We start from the raw sequence: 20796 nt of genomic DNA, 5'->3' as shown, positions 1-20796 counted from the left end.
TCGGCGGGAACGCACCGGGAAGCCATCGGCGCCGGGTTCAGCCGCGCAGATGACACAGCAGCAGGCACACGTCGTCGTCGCGCTCGGAATCGCTGAGCAGCGGGCGCAGCATCCGGTCCGCCGAGTCCTCCAGATCGGCGTCCAGTTCCGCGGGACCGAACGATCCGAGGACCGTCGCGAGCCGTTCGATGCCCGGATCGATACCCAGGGCGCGCCGCTCGACCAGCCCGTCCGTGTACAGCGCCAGCGTCGAACCGGGCGTCAGCCGTTCGGTGTGGTCGGCGATCTCCTGCCGCAGCGGGATGCCGAGCATCGCGCCCGGCTTGGCGTCCAGGACGCGCACCCGCCCGTCGGACAGCCGCAGCACCGGCGGCGGATGGCCGGCGGCGGCCCACGTCAGCGTGCGCCCGTCCGGATGGAAGCGGGCGATGACCGCCGTGGCGAACAGATCGGGCTGGAGATGGCGCAGATAACCGTGCAGCCGGGTCAGCAGCCGGCCCGGACTGTCGCCGTCGACGGCGTAGGCACGCAACGCGGTCCGCAGCTGGCTCATCATCACCGCCGCGTGCAGTCCGTGCCCGGTCACGTCGCCGATGACGGTGATCAGACCGCCGTCCGGCTGCCGGAAGGCGTCGTACCAGTCACCGCCGATGTTCAGCCCGTGCGTGGCCGGCAGATAGCGGGCGGCCAGGGCCAGGCCCGGGGTGGCCGGCAGATCGGTGAGCAGGGCACGCTGCAGGGTCTCGGCGATGTCGCGGTTGTGCTCGAAGCGGCGGGCGTTGTCCAGGGCGGTGCCGGCCCGCCGGGCGAGCTCCAGCAGCATCACGGCGTCGTCCGGGTCCCAGCGCTCGCCGGGCGGCGACAGTGTCAGTACCCCGAGCGGCGCACGCCGGGCCACCAGCGGGACGCAGAGCAGCGGCCGCCCGGGGTCCAGGGCCGAGGCGGGCCGGTCGTCCACGCCGGGCAGACCGCCGGGGCGGTCGGCGGCGTACTGCGGCCGGCCGGTGCGGGCCGCCTCGACCGCCGCGCCCGGACGGGACGCGGGCCGGTACCGGTCGTCGTCCTCGTCGTCGAACAGCCATACGTCGACATGGCGGGCGTACCGCGGCACCAGCAGCTCCGGCAGCCGGCGCACGATCTCGTCATGGTTCAGCGAGGCGTTCAGCACGGCGCTGGCGTCCGCCAGGAACGTCAGCCGGCGGCGCGCCTCCTCCGCCTCCGTACGGGCCCGGCGCTCGGCGGCGAAGGCATCCCGCTGCGCGCGTCCCGCCGCGTCCAGTTCGGCGTGCAGTGCCAGGACACCCTGGTTGGTCTGGTGCAGCTCCTCCCGGTGGTAGGCGACCAGTTCCTCCTGCTCGGCGAGCCTGTCCAGCACCGCCGTCGTGTCCTCGTCGGCGCCGAGCAGCGCCTGCGACAGGTCGGCCGGGTCCTTGGTCACCGTGCCCGCGCCGGACACCGGGCCCGGTTCCGGGCACGGAACGGACACCGTCCAGGGGGCGCGGCCCGCGGCGCCCGCGCCGGGGGCCGGCACCAGCGTGACGTGCAGGCTTCCGGAGTCGGCGGGGGAGCCGGGGGCGTCCAGGGTGAGCACCCAGTCGCCGCCCTTGATGAGGCACTGCCGGAGCCGGCCGCTGAGCGCCGCGGCGAGCCGGGCGCGTTCGACGGTGGGCACCCCGTGTGCCGCGGCCAGCCGGGCCACGGCGATACGGGCACGGGCCGCGTCCGTGACGGTACGGATCCGCCAGGTGTGGCTCATGGGCGGTCCGGCGGGGCGGGGGCCAGTACGGCCACGGCGGTGTCGTCCCGCAGCGGACGCGCGGGACTGCCGGCGTCCCGGACGGCCACGGCGGCCGTCACGGCCGGGTCGGCGGGCGGCACCCCCGTGTCCGGGGGCGGCGTCCAGCGGCTGGGCAGACCGTCGGTGTGCAGGATCAGCAGGCTCTCCCCGGTCCAGGCGACATCGTCCTCGCGTACGGTGCCGGGCCGGTGCACCCCGACGATGCCGGGCCGGGACAGCAGCGACCGCCACCGGTCGCCCTCCCGCAGCCGGGCCGTCACATTGCCGATCCCGGCGAACCGCAGCCGGCCGGCCCAGGTGTCGAGCCGTGCCACGGCGACGGCCGCGCCCCGGGTGCCGGACAGTGCCGTGTGCAGCTTCGCCAGACACTCGGCGGGCGACAGCCCGGCCGAGTGCCGCAGCGCGTCGACGGCGGCGCCGGAGGCGTGCGCCGCCTCGCGGCCGTGCCCCAGCCCGTCGGCCAGCATCAGCGTCAGCCGGTCCCCGGACCTCACCCAGGCCCAGGCGTCCCCCGAGAAGTCCGCCCCGGCGAACGGCACGTTGACGCCCCCGGCCCGCACGGCGAGGCCGTCCGCGCCGGCGGAGCCGCTGCCGCCACCCCGCACCCCGGCGGTCCCGGAGCCGTCCGCCGGGCCGACGCGGGCCACCGCCACCGTGCCGCGGCCGAGGACGCTGTGCAGGCCGAAGTCGTTTGCGAGGCGCCGGCAGGTGCCGAGGCCCGCGCCGAGGGAGCGGGTCGTGGTGAACCCGTCCCGCAGCGCGCCGGCCACATCGGCGATGCCGGGGCCGTGGTCGAGCGCGGTGATCTGCACGGCCCGGTCCGGCCGGCCCTCCCGCAGGACGGGCGGGTCCACGACCTCGACGACCACCTCGCCCGCCTGCGCGTACTTCAGGACGTTCGTGGCCAGCTCGGTCGCGACCAGCGCCGCGGCCGCGGTGCGCCGGTCGTCGAGCCCGGCCTCCGCCGCGGCCTCCTCCGCCGCCACCCGGACGTCCCGCACCCGGGTCGAGTCCTGCACCGGCACATACCGCACCCGGGGCATCAGTGCCCCCCACGCGGATGCCGCGGCCCGGTCACCCACGAGGTCACCCGCACCGTGGTCCCCGCCCCCGGGGCGCTCTCCACCTCGAAGTCGTGCACCAGGCGCCGTGACCCGCCCAGCCCCATCCCCAGCCCGTCACCCGAGGTGTAGCCGTCGCTCAGCGCACGGTCGAGATCGGGGATGCCGGGCCCCGAGTCGCTGAACGCCAGCCGCAGCCCGTCGACGCCCCCACTGACGACGTGCGACGCCTCCATCAGGCCGCCCCCGCCGTGCACCAGGGTGTTGCGGGCCAGCTCGCTCGCGGCGGTCACCAGTTTCGTCTGGTCCACCAGACCGAAGCCGAGCCGGGCGGCGGCCTGCCGCACATGCTGACGCACCCACACCAGGTCCATGTCCGACCGGATGGGCAGGCGGGCCTCCACGCCCGCGGCGGTGTGCATCACGGACTCTCCTCGTGCCTGCCACCGGAACGGGACGCCACGACCGGCCGCGCCAGCAGCTCCATCGCCGCCTCGGTGTTGAGCGCGGTCCGCAGCCCCGGCAGCGTCAGCCCCAGCTCCACCAGGGTGATGGCGACCGCGGGCCGCATACCGGCCAGCACGGTCCGCGCGGCCAGCAGCTCCGTCTGCGCCGCGATCTCGGCCAGCACCCGCCCGAGGAAGGAGTCGACGATCTCCACCCCGGAGATGTCGATGACCACCCCCGTGACGCCGCTGCGGGCGATCGTCTCGGAGAGGTCCTGCTGCAGCTGCTGCGCCGAGCTGTCGTACAGATCCCCCTGGAGGGTGACCAGCAGCACGTCGCCGAGCCGGAGGACCGGCACATGTCCCGCGACCGGGCGGGAGAACCCCTCGCTCACCGGCGGCCCGCACTGTCGGACGCCTGCACGATGTTGGTCCCCAGTTCGTGCAGGCAGTGGCCGAGCGCGTCGGCGAGGCTCGCCCGCGTCTTCACCGTGCCGAGGTCCAGACCCAGGTGCACGATGGTCTGCGCGATCGCCGGGCGGATACCGGACACCACACACTCCGCGCCCATCAGCCGGGCCGCGGCGACCGTCTTCATCAGGTGCTGCGCCACCAGCGAGTCGACGGTCGGCACACCGGTGATGTCGAGGATCGCGAACCGGGCGTGCTGCTCGACCACCGCGTTCAGCAGCGTCTCCATCACCACCTGGCTGCGGGCGCTGTCCAGCGTGCCGATCAGCGGGACCGCCACGATGCCGTCCCACAGCTTGATCACCGGGGTCGCCACCTCCAGCAGCTGCAGCCGCTGCCGGTCGATGAGCGCCTGGCCCTCGCTCAGCGCCGTCTGCATGGCCACCAGTCGCAGCGTCCCGAGGAGCACGCTCAGCGTGGTCGAACACTCCCGCAGTCCCTGGGGCGGGGCCTGGTCCAGATCGGCGACCAGCAGGTTCTCCACCGGCGGCCACAGCGCGGCCAGTTCGCCCGCCATCTGGCTGGGCGACAGCCCCGCGCGGGCGCGGGCCGCGCCCATCCGGGCCAGCTGCTCGCGCACCGCGGAGAAGCCCGCCGCGTCCGGGTCCTCGACCCGCTGCGCGTCGGCGACCTGCGCCAGCGCGTCGACGACCGCCTTCCCCGCCTCCACCGCCTCGTCACGCGAGACCGTGAACACCGTACGGAACAGGGGCTCGTCCGCCCAGCGCTGGGCGATCTGCTCGCGCCGTCGCCGCAGGAAGTCCCTGACCTCGTCCGTCGGTGTTCCCAGTGATCCGCCCGCTTCACGTTCCGGCACCTGGTTCTTCTCCTCGTCAGTCGTCGCGCCGCACCGCGCCCGGGTGCCGGGACCGCGCTGCGGAACTCGGCCGGATGGCCGCTCCCACCACGCCCCGGCGTCATGGCGCCGGAGCGTACGGACCGTGCTCAGGCCTCCGGTTCGACCGGGTTCCCGGGCATCGTGTCCACGCGCTCCAGCGCCTCGTCGACGCTCTCGGAGACGGGCACCGTGATGCTCACGCCCGTCAGGTCCAGAATGCGGCGCACCGCCGGGGCGGGGGAGATGATGTGCACGCTCCCCGGCAGCTCACGGGCCTCCTGATAGACCCGGAGGATGATGTTCATACCGGACGAGTCCATGAAGGGGACCGCCGACAGGTCGAGCAGGAAGTGCCGGCGGCCGTGATGCAGCTGGTTCGCCAGGTGGTGCTGGAACTCGGTCGCCGTGTCGACGTCCAAGTACCCCTCCACGGTGAGCAGCGCCACGTCCGTACGCGGCAGGGCCACCTCGACGGACAACGGGTCCTGGGCAATGGGCACGAGTACCTCCAACAAGGTGATCAAGCTCTTCGTCGCGCAGCCGCGCGTACCCCCGAATCGCCCTGTCATGCCTCGGCCCGCTCACCCGGTCGGCCGGACCGGGCGGCTCAGCCGACCCGGATCCCCACGATGCAGGTGTCGTCGTCCGTGTCCGACCTGCTGTACGTGAGCAGCCGGTCCAGCCGCTGGTCCAGCGTGCCCGGCGTGGTCGCCGCGGTGGTGAGGAGATGGGTCAGCGACTCCTCCACCGTGCGGTCCCGGCGCTCGATCAGACCGTCCGTGTACATCAGCAGATTGTCCTCGGCGGCCAGTCGTACCTCCGACTCCTCGTACGCCGCGTCCGGTACGGCTCCGAGCAGCATCCCGCGCACCAGCGGCAGCGGAGCGGCCTCGGAGCCGCGCACCAGCACCGGCGGGAGATGACCGGCGCGGGCCCAGCGCAGGGTGCGCGACCGGGGGTCGTACAGCCCGCACACGGCGGTGGCGGTGATGCCGCCGGTGAGATGGTGCGCCACGATGTTCAGCCACGACAGCAGCTGCCCGGGGCCGGCGCCGGTGACGGCGAGCCCGCGCAGCGCGTTGCGCAGGACGACCATGCTGGTCGCCGCCTCTATACCGTGCCCGGCGACGTCGCCCACGCACAGCAGCACCAGCCGGGACGGCAGCACCACGGCGTCGTACCAGTCGCCGCCGACCAGTTGCTCGGCCTCCGCGGGCCGGTAGCGGACCGCCACGTCGAGACCGGGCACCTGCAGCGGCGCCTGGGTGGGCGGCATGATGGCGCGCTGCAGCTGCAGCGTCAGCCGGTCGCGTTCGCCGGCCTGCTGCTCGGTGTGCGCCAGCTGGTCGCGGGTGGCGGCGAGCGCCACCTCGGTCCAGTGCTGGGAGGAGATGTCCTGGTAGGCGCCGCGGGTGGTGAGCAGCCGCCCGTCGGTGTCCAGGACCGGCTCGGCGACGACGCGGATGTGCCGGGTCACCCCGTCCGGCCGCTGCAGCCGGAACGCGGCCGACGCCGGGCGCCGGTGGTGCAGCAGGGTGCGCAGGAAGCGGCCGATGGTGACGGCGTCGTCGGGGTGGGCGTGCGCGGGCAGCTCCTCCAGCGGTACCGGCAGACCGGACTGCGGACGCCCGTACAGGTCGAACAGCTGCCCGTTCCAGGTGATCTCGCCGGTGAGGAGGTTCTCCTCGAAGCCGCCGATGCGGCCCAGCCGCTGGGCGTGCTGCAGCAGGCTCGCCAGGCGGGCCGTCTCGTCCTCGATCCGCCAGATGAACAGGATGCCGGAGCCGTGCCGGCTGACACTGATGTCGGCGACCGCCGCCAGCGGCACCTGGTCGACCAGGGCGGTCAGATTCATCCGCCGGGCCCGGAAGGGCTCCCCGGTGGCGTACACCCGTTCGATCCGCTGGAAGAGGTCGCCGTCCCCGGCGGCCATCGGATACGCCTCGAGCAGCAGGGCCCCGCTGACCACGGCGCGCGGCCGGCCCGCCGGGTCCAGGAAACGGCTGTTGACGTGCTGGATGCGGAAGTCCAGCAGATTCCCCTCGGGGTCCAGCTGCGGAACCAGGACCAGGGCCGGGTCGTACAGTCCGTCGGCCAGATCCATCAGCTCGGCGGCGTCCCGCGGCGCCCGGGATTCCCGGTCCGGCCCGTCCGGCGGCGCGTACGTCTCCAGGGTGTGCGCGCACAGCTCCGCCAGGGCCTCCACCTGCCGCACGATCTGCGGAGGCTGCTCGGGCAGCCGGTCCGGCCAGACGATCTCCAGCACGCCGTACACCCGGCCGCCCGTGCCGGCGGGCACGGCCGCCCTGCCGCCGTCCGGGTGATGGTGCCGGCCGACGCTGGGCAGGCCCCGGTCGGCCAGCGAGGCGATCCACAGACCGTCGCGCTCGGCGAGACCGCACCGGGCGACCGTCGCCACGTCCGGCGGCACGTAGTACCAGCGCGCCGCCTCCGCCGGGGAGAACCCGGCACTGCCCGCCAGGGTGAGCGACCCGTCGGCGCCGGCCGCCCAGATCGCCACGGCCACCGCGCCCAGCGGACGCAGCGCCTGCGCGAGCAGGGACTCGGCCACGGCCTGGGTGTCGTCCGCCGCCAGTGCCCCGCTCTCGGCCGCGCGCAGCCGTACGGCGGCGGGGTCGGGCCCCGCCTCCTCGGCGGCCCGGGTCGCGGCCAGGAAGGCGTCCGTCACCTCCGACACCCGGTCCCGGGCGGCCTGGTTGATGACCTCGACCGCGAACTCCAGCTGCGTCGTCCCGGCCTGCTCGGTCAGCTCGGTGAGCTGCCGGGCGGCCTGCGAGGGACCGCACCCCAGGCGTTCGACGAGGATGCCCTTGGCGAGCTCGATCAGCGCCCGGCCCTCGGCCTCGGCCTGCGCGGCCCGCACCTCCCGGCTGAGCCGGTCCACGGTGGCCGCGAGCCGGCCCACGGGCGAGTCGGCCGACACCCCGGCGGGCCCGGCCGCTCGTTCGAGACCGGACCCGTCCGGCCGCTCCCGCGCGCTCACGCGGGCAGCCAGCGGCGGACGCAGGCGATCAGGTCCTGGGTGTCGACCGGTTTGGTGACGTAGTCGCTGGCCCCCGAGGCGAGACTCTTGTCCCGGTCCCCCGGCATCGCCTTCGCGGTGACGGCGATGATGGGCAGCTCGGCGTACCGCTCCATGGCGCGGATCTCCGCCGTGGCGGCGTAGCCGTCCAGCTCGGGCATCATCACGTCCATCAGCACGAGCGCCACGTCCGGGTTGTTCACCAGCCGCTCGATGCCCTTGCGGCCGTTCTCCGCGTGCAGCACCCGGAAGCCGTGCAGCTCCAGGATGCCGCTGAGCGCGAAGAGGTTGCGGGCGTCGTCGTCGACGACGAGGACGGTACGGCCGGCGAACGCGCCGTCCACGACGGTCTGCGGCGCCGGCCGCTGCGGCTCGTCGGGCCGCACCAGCGACAGCACGTCGCCGGGCTCCTCCGCCGACAGGTGCAGGGCGATGCGTTCGCGCAGTTCGTCGAGGCTGGACAGGAACTCCAGCGCGGTGCCCGCGGCACGGGACCGCAGATGCTCCTCCACCGCCGCGTCGGCCCGGTGACCGCTGTGCACCAGCACCGGCACGCTCGCGAGGGCGGAGTCGCCGCGCAGCGCCTCCAGGAACCGGGTGACCTCCTCCTCGGCCATGCCGAGCTCCAGCACCACGCAGTGGCACGGATCGGCGGCCAGCGCCCCGGCCGCCTCCTGGGCGCCGACGGCGGTGAGGATGTCGACCGACGGTCTGGAGGTGCCGTCGCCGTGCGTGACGTCCTGGACGACGCTCTCCGCCACCAGGGTCAGCAGCCCCCGGGGACGCTCCTCCACGACGAGCAGCCGCCGCGGCCGCCGCCCGGACGACGGGCCGGGCTCGATCGCCTGCGGCCGCCGGGCCGGCACCTCCGGCAGCGCCTCGCCCCGGTCCCCGTCCGGGGCGGCGGCGGGCCGCAGCAGGTCCTCGAAGTCCGGCCGGGCCACCGGCAGGAACAGGGTGAACGTACTGCCCTGGCCCGCGACGCTGTCCACCGCCACCGCGCCGCCCAGCAGATGAGCGATCTCCCGGGTGATGGACAGACCGAGCCCGGTGCCCCCGTACTTGCGGCTCGTCGTACCGTCCGCCTGCTGGAACGCCCCGAAGATCGCCTCCAGGTGCTGCTCCGGGATGCCGACCCCGGTGTCCCGCACCCGGAACGCCACCACGGGCCCGCCCCGCAGCACGGTCGCGGGCACCTCGTCGTCCGGCGCGGGCTCGATCCGCAGCTCCACCCCGCCCCGCTCGGTGAACTTGACCGCGTTGGACAGCAGGTTGCGCAGCACCTGCCGCAGCCGGGAGTCGTCGGTGAGCAGGTCGGCCGGAGCGCCCGGAGCCGTCGTCACGGTGAAGTCCAGGCTCTTCTGCGTCGTCATGGGCCGGAAGGTGGCCTCGACGTACTCGATGAGCCGGCGCAGCTCCACCCGCTCGGGGCTGACGTCCATCTTCCCGGCCTCGACCTTGGACAGATCGAGGATGTCGTTGATCAGCTGCAGCAGGTCGGAACCCGCCGAGTGGATGATCTGCGCGTACTCGACCTGCTTCGGGCTGAGATTGCGCGAGGGGTTCTGGGCGAGCAGCTGGGCCAGGATCAGCAGGCTGTTGAGCGGGGTGCGCAGCTCGTGGCTCATATTGGCCAGGAACTCCGACTTGTACTTGGAGGCCAGCGACAACTGCTGGGCGCGCGCCTCCAGTTCCTGCCGGGCCTGCTCGATCTGCAGGTTCTTCGCCTCGATGTCCCGGTTCTGCGCGGCCAGCAGCGCCGCCTTGTCGCCCAGTTCGGCGTTGGAGTGCTGGAGTTCCTCCTGCTGGGTCTGCAACTCCGCCGAGCGCTCCTGCAGTTCGGCGGTGAGCCGCTGCGACTCGACCAGCAGCTCGTCGGTACGGGCGTTGGCCACGATGGTGTTGACGTTGACGCCGATGGTCTCCATCAGCTGGGCCAGGAAGTCCTGGTGGATCTGCGTGAAGGGGGTCACCGACGCCAGCTCCATCACGCCGAGGACCTGGCCCTCGACCACGATGGGCAGCAGCACCAGCGCGCTCGGCACCACCTGCCCGAGCCCGGAGGAGATGGTGACGTAGTCCGGCGGCAGTTCGTCCACCGTGATGCCGCGGCGGCTGCGCGCGGCCTGGCCGACCAGGGTGCGGCCGAAGGGGATCCGGGTGCGCCGGGCGTCGTCGTCGGGGTAGCCGTAGGAGCCGACGAGTCTGAGCTCGGGGCCGTCGTCGCCGTCCTCCGCGAGATAGAAGGCGCCGTACTGGGCCGACACCAGCGGCACCAGCTCGTCCATGATCAGCTCGGCGACCACGGGCAGTTCGCGGTGGCCCTGCATCAGTCCGGAGACCCGGGCGAGGTTGGTCTTCAGCCAGTCCTGCTCCTGGTTGGCGCGGGTCGTCTCGCGCAGGGACTCCACCATCGCGTTGATGTTGTCCTTGAGCTCGGCGACCTCGCCGGAGGCCTCCACGGTGATCGACCGGGTCAGATCGCCCTCGGCGACCGCGCTGGTGACCTTCGCGATCGCCCGCACCTGCCGGGTGAGGTTCCCGGCCAGCTCGTTGACGTTCTCCGTGAGCCGCTTCCAGGTGCCGGAGACACCCTCGACCTCCGCCTGCCCGCCGAGGCGCCCCTCGGTGCCGACCTCGCGGGCGACGCGGGTGACCTCGTCGGCGAAGGCGGAGAGCTGGTCGACCATCGTGTTGATGGTCGTCTTCAGCTCGAGGATCTCGCCGCGCGCGTCGACGTCGATCTTCTTCGACAGATCGCCGCGTGCCACCGCCGTCGTCACCAGCGCGATGTTGCGCACCTGGCCGGTCAGGTTGTTGGCCATGGAGTTGACGTTGTCGGTCAGGTCCTTCCAGGTGCCCGCGACATGCGGTACGTGCGCCTGACCGCCGAGGCGTCCCTCGGTGCCGACCTCGCGGGCCACGCGGGTGACCTCGTCGGCGAACGCCGACAGCGTGTCGACCATGGTGTTGATGACCTCGGCCAGCGCCGCGACCTCGCCGGCCGCCTCGACCCTGATCCGCTGCGACAGATCGCCCCGGCCCACCGCGGAGGCGACCTGGGCGATGGAGCGGACCTGACCCGTCAGGGTGACCTCGTCGGCGAAGGCGGAGAGCTGGTCGACCATCGTGTTGATGGTGTTCTTGAGCTCGAGGATCTCGCCGCGCGCGTCCACGGTGATCTTCTGGGAGAGGTCGCCCTTGGCGACCGCCGTCGCCACCAGGGCGATGTTGCGCACCTGGCCGGTGGGTGACCTCGTCGGCGAAGGCGGAGAGCTGGTCGACCATCGTGTTGATGGTGTTCTTGAGCTCGAGGATCTCGCCGCGCGCGTCCACGGTGATCTTCTGCGAGAGGTCGCCCTTGGCGACCGCCGTCGTCACCTGCGCCACGTTGCGGACCTGCGCGGTGAGATTGCCCGCCATGGCGTTCACCGAGTCCGTCAGATCGGCCCAGGTGCCCGAGACCCCCGGCACCTGGGCCTGACCGCCCAGCGCCCCCTCGGTGCCGACCTCGCGGGCCACCCGGGTCACCTCGGAGGTGAACACCGACAGCTGGTCCACCATCCCGTTGAAGACCTTGCCGATGTCCCCCATGAGGCCGTCGGCGTCGTCCGGCAGCCGGGTGCCGAAGTCCCCGTCCCGTACGGCCGTCAGCCCCGCCAGCAGCCTCCGCAGCTCCTGGTCCCCCGGCACCGCCTCGGTGCCCTCGGTGCTCTTGCTGGTCATGCGCACCCTCGTTCCGGCAGAGTCGGTGTGCGTTTCCGCAGTTCACGGATTTGCGCGATGAGAAAATACGCCGAAGGCTAACCCAGGTCGCGGGCCCGGAACAAAGCGCGGCACGGCCGGTGGGAAATCGCTTCCCGCTGGCATGGACCGGCTCCTGACGGGTACTCGGCCGGATTTCGCCGGGGCGTGACGGGTTTGATCACCGGCGCGCGGTTTTCGTCCACGCGCTTCGAATGCGCGCGCGCCTGCCGGGTATTTGCTGGTGAGGAGCTGGGCTCGGGCCCAGGAATCCGTCGTCACCGGGGAGGCAAGGGAGCAGTGCCCATCGACAGCATCTGGTCATACGCGCCGGACCTTGACCATGTCCAGGAGCAGGACCTCACGGGCTACACCGTCGTCGCGCGCGACGGCACCATCGGGCAGGTGGACCGCCGGGCCGACCACCACGGCCTGCGGCACCTCGTCGTCGACACCGGTGTATGGGTGTTCGGCCGCAGCCTCGTGGTGCCGGTCGGCGTGGTCGCGTCCGTCGAGCCGGGGGAGCGGAGGCTGACGGTGGCCTGCACCCGGGCCGAGGTGAAGGCGGCGCCCCGGTTCCGCACCGACAGCGAGACCCAGGACCCCGCCTATCTCACCGCGGTCGGTGACTACTACCACCGGCTGCCGTCGCGCGAGAGCCCGACCGGGTGACCACCGCACGGCGGACGCGTCCGAGCGGCGGCACGAGGGTGGCCAGTGCCGCCGCCGCGCGGGCGCATGCCGAGGCGACGGTGCGGGAGCAGTGGGGCCTGGACGGCCGCACCCCGCACCGGCAGGACATGATCGACCTCTCGCTCGTGGTGTCGGAGCTGGTCACCAACGCGATCCGGCACGGCGCCGGACTGGCCGGCTTCGACACCTGGACGACGGAGGACGGCGTACGGATCGCCGTCCACGATCACAGCGACGCCGTCCCCGAGGCGGCCGCCGGTACCGGCGCCCCGGGGGCCGCGCACCGCGTCGGCGGCTACGGCTGGCCGCTGGTGGTCCGGCTGGCGCGGGACATCGAGGTCCGCGGCCGCCCCGGCGGCGGCAAGACCGTCAGCGTGCTGCTCCCCCTGCGCGACGCCTGACGTCACCAGGGCAGGAAGACGTGGATGTCCTTGCCGTGGTCGTCGCCGACGACGCTGACCTGGTCGCACAGCGTGTGGATCAGATGCCAGCCGATCCCGCCCCCGCCCCGGTTCGGGTGGAAGGGCCGGGGGGCGGGCTCGGTGGTGCTGGTGTCGTGCATCACCACATGCACCCCGTCGAACGTGCGGCGCAGCCGCAGCTGGAACGGCCCCGGCGCGTACTGGACCGCGTTGGCGGCCAGTTCGGTGACCACCAGGAGTATGTCGTCCCAGTGTTCCGGAGCCGACGGCGCCGACGCACGGGCCACGTCGAAGAGGAACTCCTCCGCGACCAGGCGTGCGTCCGTCACATCGTGCAGCTCCCCCGGGAAGCTGGCGATGCGGCTCGTCATGTCCTCGGCAGCCAGTGTCCTGTCCCTACGCGGCTCGCGTGCCATCTCGCCTTCCGGGCCCCGTCGTCGCGGGGCGGTCGCTCCGTCGTTCGCGTCCCCTCGGACTGTGGGTTCCCGTGCGGGCGGAGCCTACGCGCCCGCATGCCCGTGCCCGGTCGGTGACAAACACGTCACCGACCGGCAGCTTCCCGCGGAAGGTCAGCGGAACACGTCGTCCGCGTCCTCCCAGAGGGACGGCTCGTCCTCGGCGGGGGCGAGACCCGGACGGGTCCGGGACTGGTACATCGCGTCGATCTCCAGGGCGTAGCGCCGTACGATCTCGTCCCGGCGCAGCTTCATCGACGGCGTCAGCAGGCCGTTGGCCACGTCGAACGGCTCGGGAAGCACCCGGAAGACCCGGATCGACTCCGAGCGCGACACACTGCTGTTGGCGGCGGCGACCGCACGCGCGATCTCCTCCCGCAGCGCGTTCTCCTCCCGCGCCTCCCGGGCCGGCGCGTCGCCCGGCAGGGACAGCGCCGCCCGCCAGTCGTTGAGGAACTCCGGGTCCAGCGTGATCAGGGCGCCCACACACGGCCGGTTGTCGCCCACCACGACCGCCTGATGGACCAGCGGGTGCATGCGCAGCCGCTGTTCCAGCGCCCCCGGCGCCACGCTCTTGCCGCTGCTCGTGATGATGATGTCCTTCTTGCGGCCGGTGATCGTGAGATAGCCCTCGGTGTCCAGCCGCCCCAGATCGCCCGTCGCCAGCCAGCCGCCGCGCAGCACGGCCCGGGTGGCGGCCTCGTCGCCCACGTACCCCTGGAACACCGACGGCCCACGCACCAGGATCTCCCCGTCGCCGGCCACCTGGATCTCGGTGCCCGGCAGCGCCTGCCCCACGGTGCCGGACTTCTCCCGCCCGAACGGCTGCATCGTCACACCGCCGCTGGTCTCCGTGAGCCCGTAGCCGTCGTGGACGTACACGCCGATGCCCTCGTAGAACAGGGACAGATCGCGGTTGAGCGTCGAACCCCCGGAGGTGGCCCGCAGCACCCGGCCGCCCAGCGTCGCCCGCAGCCGGCGGTAGACCGTGCGCTCGTACAGGGCGTGCTGCAGCCGCAGATCGAGGCCCGGCCCCGAGCCGCGGCCCAGCCGCTGCCGCTCCACGGCGGCGGCGAAGTCCCGTGCCGTGCCGGCCGCCCGCTCGAACAGGGGGCCGCGGCCGGCCAGCTGCGACGCGCGCAGGAAGTTCTTGTAGATCTTCTCCAGCAGTGACGGTACGGCGTACAGATAGGTGGGCCGGAAGGTGCGCAGCGCCGAGGCCAGGGACTCCCCGGTGATGTCGGGCTCGTGCCCCATCAGCAGCCCCCCGCGCACGCACAGCACCTGGATCATCAGGCCGTACACATGGGAGAACGGCAGGAAGGCGAGGACGGCGGCCTGTTCACCGGCCGGTGCCGTGACGTGGCCCCAGCCCTCCAGCAGGGTGTCGCTCATGAAGGCCAGGCCGCGATGGCTCAGCGCGCATCCCATGGCGTGGCCGGAGGTGCCGGAGGTGTAGGCGACGACGGCCGTGGAGTCCGGCAGCACGATACGGCGCATGGAGTCGACCGTGGCCCGGGGTATGAACTCGCCGCGCGCCGCCAGCTGCTCCAGCGCGCCCCCGTCCAGCTGCCACACGTGCCGCAGCCGCGGCAGCCCGGCGCACACGGACCCCACGGTCATCACACCCTGCTCGTCCTCCACCAGGACGGCCACACAGCCGGCGTCCCTGAGGATCCACTCCACCTGTTCACGCGAGGAGGTCGGATAGATGGGGACGACCTCGGCGCCCACCGTCCACAGGGCGTGCCCCAGGAGGGTCCACTCGTAGCGGGTACGGGCCATGATCGCCACGCGCTGGCCCGGCGAGACCCCGGACGCGACCAGTCCCTTGGCCAGGGCGACGACCTCGTCACGGAACTCCACGGCGGTGATCCGCTCCCAGCCGGCGGAGGCCGGGTCGGGGCGGCGGGCGAGCATCGGCAGCGTGGGGTTCCCGGCCGCCGTGGTGAAGAGGCTGTCGGCGAGACCGCCGGCGAGACGGGAGGCGGACGGGGGAGCGAGAGCGAGGTCGCGCATGCACTGCTCCTGACATGTACGGGGAGTGACTCGGCCGATGAGTACGGTCATCGGCGGTGCCTGAATCTAGCCGAGCCCGAGCGCCCTCGCGCCGCGATCGCGACAAGTGAGTCCGCACTGATGATCTCGCCGGTTTCGGGGGACCCGGAGCGCATGAGCTACGTCAATCCAGATCCCGATCCGGAACGCACCACCGGCCTCGAACCGGGCGGCGGCGTCCCCCCGGGCGAGACCCCGCCCGCGGAGAGCAGCATGCCCGAGGCGGGCCCCCGGGACATCACGTACAACCCGGGCAAGGGCTGGGCCAAGGGGCCCCTGACCGTGATCCTCGCCCTCGTGGTGCTGGTCGCGGCGTTCTTCCTGGTCTACGCCCTCGTCCTGATCTTCTGACACCCCGGCCCGTGAGGAGGCGGCCGCTACGCCTGGGTGTGCCGTACGCACTCCGTGACGACGTCGCGCAGATTCCCCGTGTCCTCCAGCAGGGCGCGCTGCACCCGGGCCCCGTTGCCGTCGCGCAGCAGTCGTGCGCAGCCCTCGCGGGCGCGTTCCAGGTCGCCGAGGTCGTCCAGCGCCTCCTCGACATGGCCGAGAAGGGCCCGTACGACCGCCTCGGCCGGCATCCGCCGCATGGTCTCCGGGTGGAGCAGCTCGCCCGTCAGGCCCGACCGGGCCGCCTGCCAGGCCGCCAGCCGCAGCAGGCTGACACCGGGGCCGGCCGGGTCCCGGCCGGCCCGCCATTCGCGGGCCGCGGTCTCCACCAGACCGCGGGCCAGGGTGGCGATCAGCCCCGCCGTCTCCGCGTGCAGACAGACGTCCGAGACACGGATCTCCACCGTCGGATACCGCTGGGACAGCCGGGCGTCGAAGTAGATCATCCCCTCGTCGAGTACGACGCCGGTGGCGACCATGTCGGCGACCCGCCGGTGATAGCGCTCGGCCGAGCCGAACGTCTCGGTCGGACCGGCCGACGGCCAGCGCTGCCACACCCGGCTGCGATAGCTGCTGTAGCCCGTGTCACCGCCCTGCCAGAACGGCGAGTTCGCGCTCAGCGCCGTAAGCACCGTCAGCCAGGGCCGCAGCCGGTCCACGACCCCGACCCCCTCCTCGTCGGAGTCGACGGACACATGGACGTGGCAGCCCATGACGAGCTGCTCCCGGGTGGCGATGCCGTACTGCTCCTCCATCCACCGGTAGCGCCGGTTGACGCCGATGGACGGGCTGACCGGCAGCGGCGAGGTGGCGAGGGCGGCGACGGCGCAGCCGATCTCCCCGGCGTGCCGGGCGGCCTCCGCGCGGCAGCGGACGATCTCCGCGTGCAGGCTCTCCATCGAGGACTGCGGATGCGTGGCGAACTCCAGCATCTGCTCGTGCAGTTCCTTCTCGAAGACGTCCTGCTCCGTGTCGTCCCGGGCGGCACGGGCGAGGACCGCGGCGGACATCGCCCGCGGCTCGCCGCTCTCCGGATCGACCAGGAGGAGTTCCTCCTCCACTCCGACGGTGCGCACCGCTGCCGACCTCCCTGCCTGCCGTGACGAAGCCGGGGGGACCCCGGCCGTACGACGTCCGCATGCCCCCGTGCCGGCTTCGGACACCTGTCGCGGCCGGCCGGGCCTCAGAGGGCGAGCGGTGTCAGCCAGACCGTGGCGAGCGGGGGCAGCGTGAGCCGGACCCGGCCGTCCTCGGGCATGACCGGATCCGGGTTGGTGACGTCCCCGCCGCCGTAGTGCGCGGCGTCGGTGTTGAGGACCTCCTGCCAGGCGATCACGTCGTCGCCGACGCCGAGGGCGTAGTCGTGCCGGACCACCGGGGAGAAGTTCGACACCGCGAGCAGCGGCCGGCCCCCGTCGTCGTACCGCAGGAACGCGAACACGTTGTCGTCGGCGGCGTCGACCGCCACCCAGCGGAAGCCGGACGGGTCGGTGTCGCGCTGCCACAGCGCCGGGGTCGCCCGGTAGCGGTCGTTGAGATCGCGCACCAGGTCCCGCACCCCGCGGTGGTCGCCCGCCGAGTGGTACCCCTCGTCGAGCAGCCACCACTCGGGTCCCCGCTCCTCGGACCACTCGGCGCCCTGCGCGAACTCCTGCCCCATGAACAGCAGTTGCTTGCCCGGGTGGGCCCACATGAAGCCGAGGTAGGCGCGGACGTTGGCGCGCCGCTGCCACCAGTCGCCCGGCATCTTCGACACCAGCGCCTGCTTGCCGTGCACCACCTCGTCGTGCGAGACGGGCAGCACGTAGTTCTCGCTGTAGGCGTACACCATCGCGAACGTCATCTCGTGGTGGTGGTACCTGCGGTGCACCGGCTCGTGGGAGACGTACTCCAGCGAGTCGTGCATCCAGCCCATGTTCCACTTCAGCCCGAAGCCGAGGCCGCCCGTGTCGGTGGGCCGGGTCACCCCGCCCCACGCCGTGGACTCCTCCGCGATGGTCACCACGCCGGGGCAGCGCCGGTACACGGTCGCGTTCATCTCCTGGAGGAACGCCATCGCCGCCAGGTCCTCCCGGCCGCCGTACGCGTTGGGCTCCCAGCCGCCTTCCTCGCGCGAGTAGTCGAGGTAGAGCATGGAGGCGACGGCGTCCACCCGCAGCCCGTCGATGTGGAACTCCTGGCACCAGTACACGGCGTTCGCGACCAGGAAGTTGCGCACCTCGGTGCGGGCGAAGTCGAAGGTGTACGTCCCCCAGTCGGGGTGCTCCGCGCGCCGGGAGTCCCCGGGTTCGTACAGCGGGTCCCCGTCGAAGCGGGCCAGCGCCCAGTCGTCCTTGGGGAAGTGCGCCGGCACCCAGTCCATGATGACGCCGATACCGGCCCGGTGCAGCTCGTCGACCAGGTACTTGAAGTCGTCCGGGGAGCCGAGGCGCGCCGTCGGCGCGTAGAACCCGGTGACCTGGTAGCCCCAGGACGGCCCGAAGGGGTGCTCGGCGACCGGCATCAGCTCGACATGGGTGAAGCCGAGGTCCTTCACATACGCGGGCAGGGACGCGGCGAGTTCACGGTACGTCGACCCCGGCCGCCAGGACGGCAGATGCACCTCGTAGACGGAGAACGGCGCCTCGTGCACGGACACTTCGGCCCGCCGCGCGAACCAGTCGGCGTCGTTCCACTCGTAGTGCGAGGCCGTCACCACGGACGCCGTGTTCGGCGGTGCCTCCGTGCGGCGGGCCATCGGGTCGGCCTTGAGAAAGCGGTCGCCGTAGCGGGAGTGGATCTCGAACTTGTACCGGGTGCCCTCGCCGACCCCCGGCAGGAACAGCTCCCACACCCCGGACGAGCCCATCGAGCGCATCGGGAAGGCGGTGCCGTCCCAGTGGGTGAAGTCGGTCGCGACCCGCACCCCTTGCGCGTTCGGCGCCCACACGGTGAAGCGGGTACCGGTGACGCCCTGGTGCTCCATCGGGTGCGCGCCGAGCGCCGTCCACAGCTCCTCGTGCCGGCCCTCGCCGATCAGATGCAGGTCGAACTCGCCGAGGGCGGGCAGGAACCGGTACGGGTCGTGCGTCTCGACGGCCGGGTCGTCGCCGTAGGCCACCGCCAGGGTGTAGGCGGGGACGGCGTCCAGCGGCAGTACGCCGGCGAACAGTCCGTCGCCCTCCGAGGCGAGCGGGGTGCGCTCGCCGTCGACGACCACGCTCACCTCGCGGGCGAAGGGCCGCAGCGCCCGGAAGGCGATCCCGCCGGGCACCGGGCGGGCGCCGAGCAGCGCGTGCGGATCGTGGTGGGCGCCCGCCAGCAGGCGTCCCCTGTCGGTCGGGTCCAGGGCGGGTGCGGCGCCGGGGGGCGCCTCGGCGGACGGGACGGGCCCGGCCGATTCGGGAAGAAGGGTGTCACGCAGGGCCACGGCTTCAGTCTCCTCTCACGGCGAGGCGCTCGATCGCCGCCATGGGTACGGGCAGCCAGTCGGGTCGGTGCCGGGCCTCGTACAGCACCTCGTACACGGCCCGGTCCGTCTCATAGGCGCGGAGCAGGCCGTGCTTCTTGCGCGGGTCCCAGCCGGCGCGGGCCGCGTAGCCCGCGCAGTAGGCCTCACGGCAGCGACGCGCCCACTCCGGGCGCCAGGGGAGGCGCTGGCGGGCGGCGTAGTCGAAGGAGCGCAGCATCCCGGCGATGTCCCGCACGGGGGAGTGGGCGCTGCGCCGTTCGGAGAGCGGCCGGGACGGCTCGCCCTCGAAGTCGATGACGAACCACTCGCGCCCCGCCCGCAGCACCTGCCCCAGGTGCAGATCGCCGTGGATGCGCTGGGCGGGCGGTCCGGCGTCGCAGGTGGCGAGCGCGGCGAACGCGGCCCGCAGCCCCGGCACGAACGGCTGCAGCGCGGGCACGGCGTGCGCGGCGGCCGTCAGCCGCTCGGTCATCGCCGCCGCCGTGCGCGCGTTCGCGCCGGGCGCGCCGGTGGGGAAGGCCGTGGACAGCGCCAGATGTACGTCGGCGGTGGCCCGGCCGAGGGCGTGGGCCTGCGCGGTGAAGTCGTCACCGGCGGCCAGCGCGTCCAGGGCCAGGGTCCAGCCGTCGGAGGCGTCGCGCAGATACGGCTGGAGCACGCCGAGCGTCGCCTTGAACGGATGGGCGGTGCGGAACCAGGCGACCGGGGCGGGCACCCGGGGGCAGCCCTGGCGGGCCAGTGCGCCCGGCACCTCGAGATCCGGGTTCTCCCCGGGCTGGATGCGCCGGAACAGCTTGAGGATGTACTCGTCGCCGTACACCAGCGAGGAGTTGGACTGTTCGGCGGTCATCAGGCGCGGCACCAGGCCGGCGGGCACCCGACGGGCCCCGTCGCCGTCGCACTCGAACCGCAGCGGGCCCGCCGTGCCCGGGTGGCGCAGCCGCTCCAGGAGCAGCTGGGCGGCGCGCGGGTCGTGCAGGGCGTCGTAGACCGTCAGCCCGGCGAGGCGGCCGTCCGGCACCCCGCCGATGAGTGCCTTGCCGAGCCGTGGCGAGGGGTGCTCCCGTACACCGAGGAGGAGCTGGTAGCAGTCACCCGCCGGGAGTGTGCCGCCGGGAGTGGGCACACCGCCGTGGCCGGCGTGCACCAGGACGTGCAGACAGCCGGGGAACAGCTCCGTCGTCGACAGCACACCGAGGTCGGTGACGGGACGGTCCTTGCCGGCGAACCAGCGTTGCAGCGGCAGCCATTCGCGCAGCAGCCCGGTGAGCGGCTCCATGGGCTCGGCGGGTGCGCTTCGCGGCCGCAGGAATGCGGTCTTCGTCATGGTGACGCCTCCTCTCGCCGGTCCCCGCTCACAGTCGTCGGCCGTCGCGGGACGCGACTCGGGTGAGCCGGAACCAGTAGAAGCCGTGGCCCCCGAGGGTCAGCAGATACGGCAGTTCACCGATGGCCGGGAAGCGCACCCCGCCGAACAGCTCGACCGGATGGCGTCCGTCGAACGCGCGCAGGTCCAGCTCGGTGGGCTGGGAGAAGCGGGAGAAGTTGTTGACGCAGAGCACCAGATCGTCCCCGTACTCGCGCAGGAAGGCGAGGACGGCGGGGTTGGACGAGGGGAGTTCGGTGTAGGAGTCCGGTGTCCACTGCATGGGGGTGCGTACGGCGTCGCGGTCGCCGAGCCAGATGTTGTCGCCCATGCCGATCTCGTCGCCGTAGTAGATGATCGGCGATCCCGGCAGGGAGAGCAGCAGGGCGTTGAAGAGCTCGATCTGGTTGCGGTCGTTGTCGAGCAGGGGCGCCAGCCGGCGGCGGATGCCGATGTTGGCGCGCATGCGGGGGTCCTTGGCGTACTCCGCCCACATGTAGTCGCGTTCCTCGTCGGTGACCATCTCCAGGGTCAGCTCGTCGTGGTTGCGCAGGAAGATG

General features: G+C 72.9%; 16 protein-coding genes and 1 pseudogene. 3 read left to right on the top strand and 14 right to left on the bottom strand.

The window, feature by feature from the left end; all coding sequences use genetic code 11:
* Positions 1-37 precede the first annotated feature (37 nt).
* The 8 genes and pseudogenes from IF28_RS0121295 to IF28_RS36480 form a co-directional block, all read right to left on the bottom strand.
* Positions 38-1756, bottom strand: coding sequence for a PP2C family protein-serine/threonine phosphatase (locus IF28_RS0121295; protein ID WP_030222784.1), 1719 nt, complete (start codon positions 1754-1756; stop codon positions 38-40).
* Positions 1753-2841: a SpoIIE family protein phosphatase gene (locus tag IF28_RS0121290; RefSeq protein WP_030222782.1), complete on the bottom strand. Its 1089-nt coding sequence runs from the start codon at positions 2839-2841 to the stop codon at positions 1753-1755. Before IF28_RS0121290 ends, IF28_RS0121295 begins: the two co-directional genes overlap by 4 nt.
* A complete protein-coding gene (locus IF28_RS0121285; protein ID WP_030222780.1) occupies positions 2841-3281 on the bottom strand; it encodes an anti-sigma regulatory factor in 441 nt (146 codons plus the stop codon). The genes IF28_RS0121290 and IF28_RS0121285 overlap by 1 nt, the downstream gene beginning before the upstream one ends.
* A complete protein-coding gene (locus IF28_RS0121280; protein ID WP_030222777.1) occupies positions 3281-3700 on the bottom strand; it encodes an STAS domain-containing protein in 420 nt (139 codons plus the stop codon). Before IF28_RS0121280 ends, IF28_RS0121285 begins: the two co-directional genes overlap by 1 nt.
* Positions 3697-4593 (bottom strand): STAS domain-containing protein, encoded by an 897-nt coding sequence (locus tag IF28_RS0121275; protein WP_030222774.1) that lies wholly within the window; start codon positions 4591-4593, stop codon positions 3697-3699. Before IF28_RS0121275 ends, IF28_RS0121280 begins: the two co-directional genes overlap by 4 nt.
* 128 nt (positions 4594-4721) lie before the next feature.
* Positions 4722-5114 (bottom strand): STAS domain-containing protein, encoded by a 393-nt coding sequence (locus tag IF28_RS0121270; RefSeq protein WP_030222772.1) that lies wholly within the window; start codon positions 5112-5114, stop codon positions 4722-4724.
* A 107-nt stretch (positions 5115-5221) separates the two neighbouring features.
* Entirely contained in the window at positions 5222-7618 is a 2397-nt protein-coding gene (locus IF28_RS0121265) for a SpoIIE family protein phosphatase (RefSeq protein ID WP_030222768.1), read from the bottom strand.
* Positions 7615-11383 (bottom strand): annotated as a pseudogene (locus tag IF28_RS36480) (HAMP domain-containing protein). The gene IF28_RS0121265 and the pseudogene IF28_RS36480 overlap by 4 nt, the downstream one beginning before the upstream one ends.
* Positions 11384-11701: 318 nt before the next feature.
* Between IF28_RS36480 and IF28_RS0121255 the strand changes: the two are divergent.
* A complete protein-coding gene (locus tag IF28_RS0121255) occupies positions 11702-12073 on the top strand; it encodes a hypothetical protein (protein WP_030222766.1) in 372 nt (123 codons plus the stop codon).
* Complete coding sequence (locus tag IF28_RS0121250; RefSeq protein WP_030222764.1) at positions 12070-12495, top strand: ATP-binding protein; 426 nt, start codon at positions 12070-12072, stop codon at positions 12493-12495. Before IF28_RS0121255 ends, IF28_RS0121250 begins: the two co-directional genes overlap by 4 nt.
* A 2-nt stretch (positions 12496-12497) precedes the next feature.
* On the opposite strand, the gene IF28_RS0121245 is transcribed toward IF28_RS0121250, so the two are convergent.
* Positions 12498-12932 carry an ATP-binding protein gene (locus IF28_RS0121245; RefSeq protein WP_030222763.1) on the bottom strand — a complete coding sequence of 145 codons (435 nt, stop codon included), beginning with the start codon at positions 12930-12932 and terminating at the stop codon, positions 12498-12500.
* 153 nt (positions 12933-13085) lie between these two features.
* Entirely contained in the window at positions 13086-14990 is a 1905-nt protein-coding gene (locus IF28_RS0121240; protein WP_030222760.1) for an AMP-dependent synthetase/ligase, read from the bottom strand.
* 153 nt (positions 14991-15143) lie between these two features.
* Between IF28_RS0121240 and IF28_RS0121235 the strand changes: the two genes are divergently transcribed.
* Positions 15144-15380 carry a DUF6480 family protein gene (locus tag IF28_RS0121235; RefSeq protein WP_030222757.1) on the top strand — a complete coding sequence of 79 codons (237 nt, stop codon included), beginning with the start codon at positions 15144-15146 and terminating at the stop codon, positions 15378-15380.
* Positions 15381-15406: 26 nt separating this feature from the next.
* Here the strand turns inward: IF28_RS0121235 and IF28_RS0121230 are convergent, their stop codons facing one another.
* The 4 genes from IF28_RS0121230 to IF28_RS0121215 all read right to left on the bottom strand — a co-directional run.
* Positions 15407-16495 (bottom strand): glutamate--cysteine ligase, encoded by a 1089-nt coding sequence (locus IF28_RS0121230; protein WP_030222755.1) that lies wholly within the window; start codon positions 16493-16495, stop codon positions 15407-15409.
* 107 nt (positions 16496-16602) lie between these two features.
* Positions 16603-18828: a 1,4-alpha-glucan branching enzyme gene (gene glgB, locus IF28_RS0121225; protein WP_030222754.1), complete on the bottom strand. Its 2226-nt coding sequence runs from the start codon at positions 18826-18828 to the stop codon at positions 16603-16605.
* 4 nt (positions 18829-18832) lie between these two features.
* The gene (locus IF28_RS0121220) at positions 18833-20197 is read right to left on the bottom strand and encodes a maltokinase N-terminal cap-like domain-containing protein (RefSeq protein WP_030222751.1); all 1365 of its coding nucleotides are present in this window, start codon (positions 20195-20197) and stop codon (positions 18833-18835) included.
* A 28-nt stretch (positions 20198-20225) separates the two neighbouring features.
* A partial coding sequence (locus tag IF28_RS0121215) for an alpha-glucosidase C-terminal domain-containing protein (RefSeq protein ID WP_030222748.1) occupies positions 20226-20796 on the bottom strand: 571 nt, incomplete at its 5' end.

This window comes from Streptomyces sp. NRRL WC-3626, from assembly GCF_000718785.1.
GTDB classification, from domain to species: domain Bacteria; phylum Actinomycetota; class Actinomycetes; order Streptomycetales; family Streptomycetaceae; genus Streptomyces; species Streptomyces edwardsiae.
The sequence above is the reverse complement of the archived record's forward strand: the minus strand, read 5'-3'. Positions and strand labels throughout refer to the sequence as shown.

What these genes read in the sequence shown, in the direction of transcription:
- IF28_RS0121295 (WP_030222784.1), bottom strand. Translation starts at nt 1,756, where the DNA reads ATGAGCCACACCTGGCGGATCCGTACCGTCACGGACGCGGCCCGTGCC.
- IF28_RS0121290 (WP_030222782.1), bottom strand. Translation starts at nt 2,841, where the DNA reads ATGCCCCGGGTGCGGTATGTGCCGGTGCAGGACTCGACCCGGGTGCGG.
- IF28_RS0121285 (WP_030222780.1), bottom strand. Translation starts at nt 3,281, where the DNA reads ATGCACACCGCCGCGGGCGTGGAGGCCCGCCTGCCCATCCGGTCGGAC.
- IF28_RS0121245 (WP_030222763.1), bottom strand. Translation starts at nt 12,932, where the DNA reads ATGGCACGCGAGCCGCGTAGGGACAGGACACTGGCTGCCGAGGACATG.
- IF28_RS0121240 (WP_030222760.1), bottom strand. Translation starts at nt 14,990, where the DNA reads ATGCGCGACCTCGCTCTCGCTCCCCCGTCCGCCTCCCGTCTCGCCGGC.
- IF28_RS0121235 (WP_030222757.1), top strand. Translation starts at nt 15,144, where the DNA reads ATGAGCTACGTCAATCCAGATCCCGATCCGGAACGCACCACCGGCCTC.
- IF28_RS0121220 (WP_030222751.1), bottom strand. Translation starts at nt 20,197, where the DNA reads ATGACGAAGACCGCATTCCTGCGGCCGCGAAGCGCACCCGCCGAGCCC.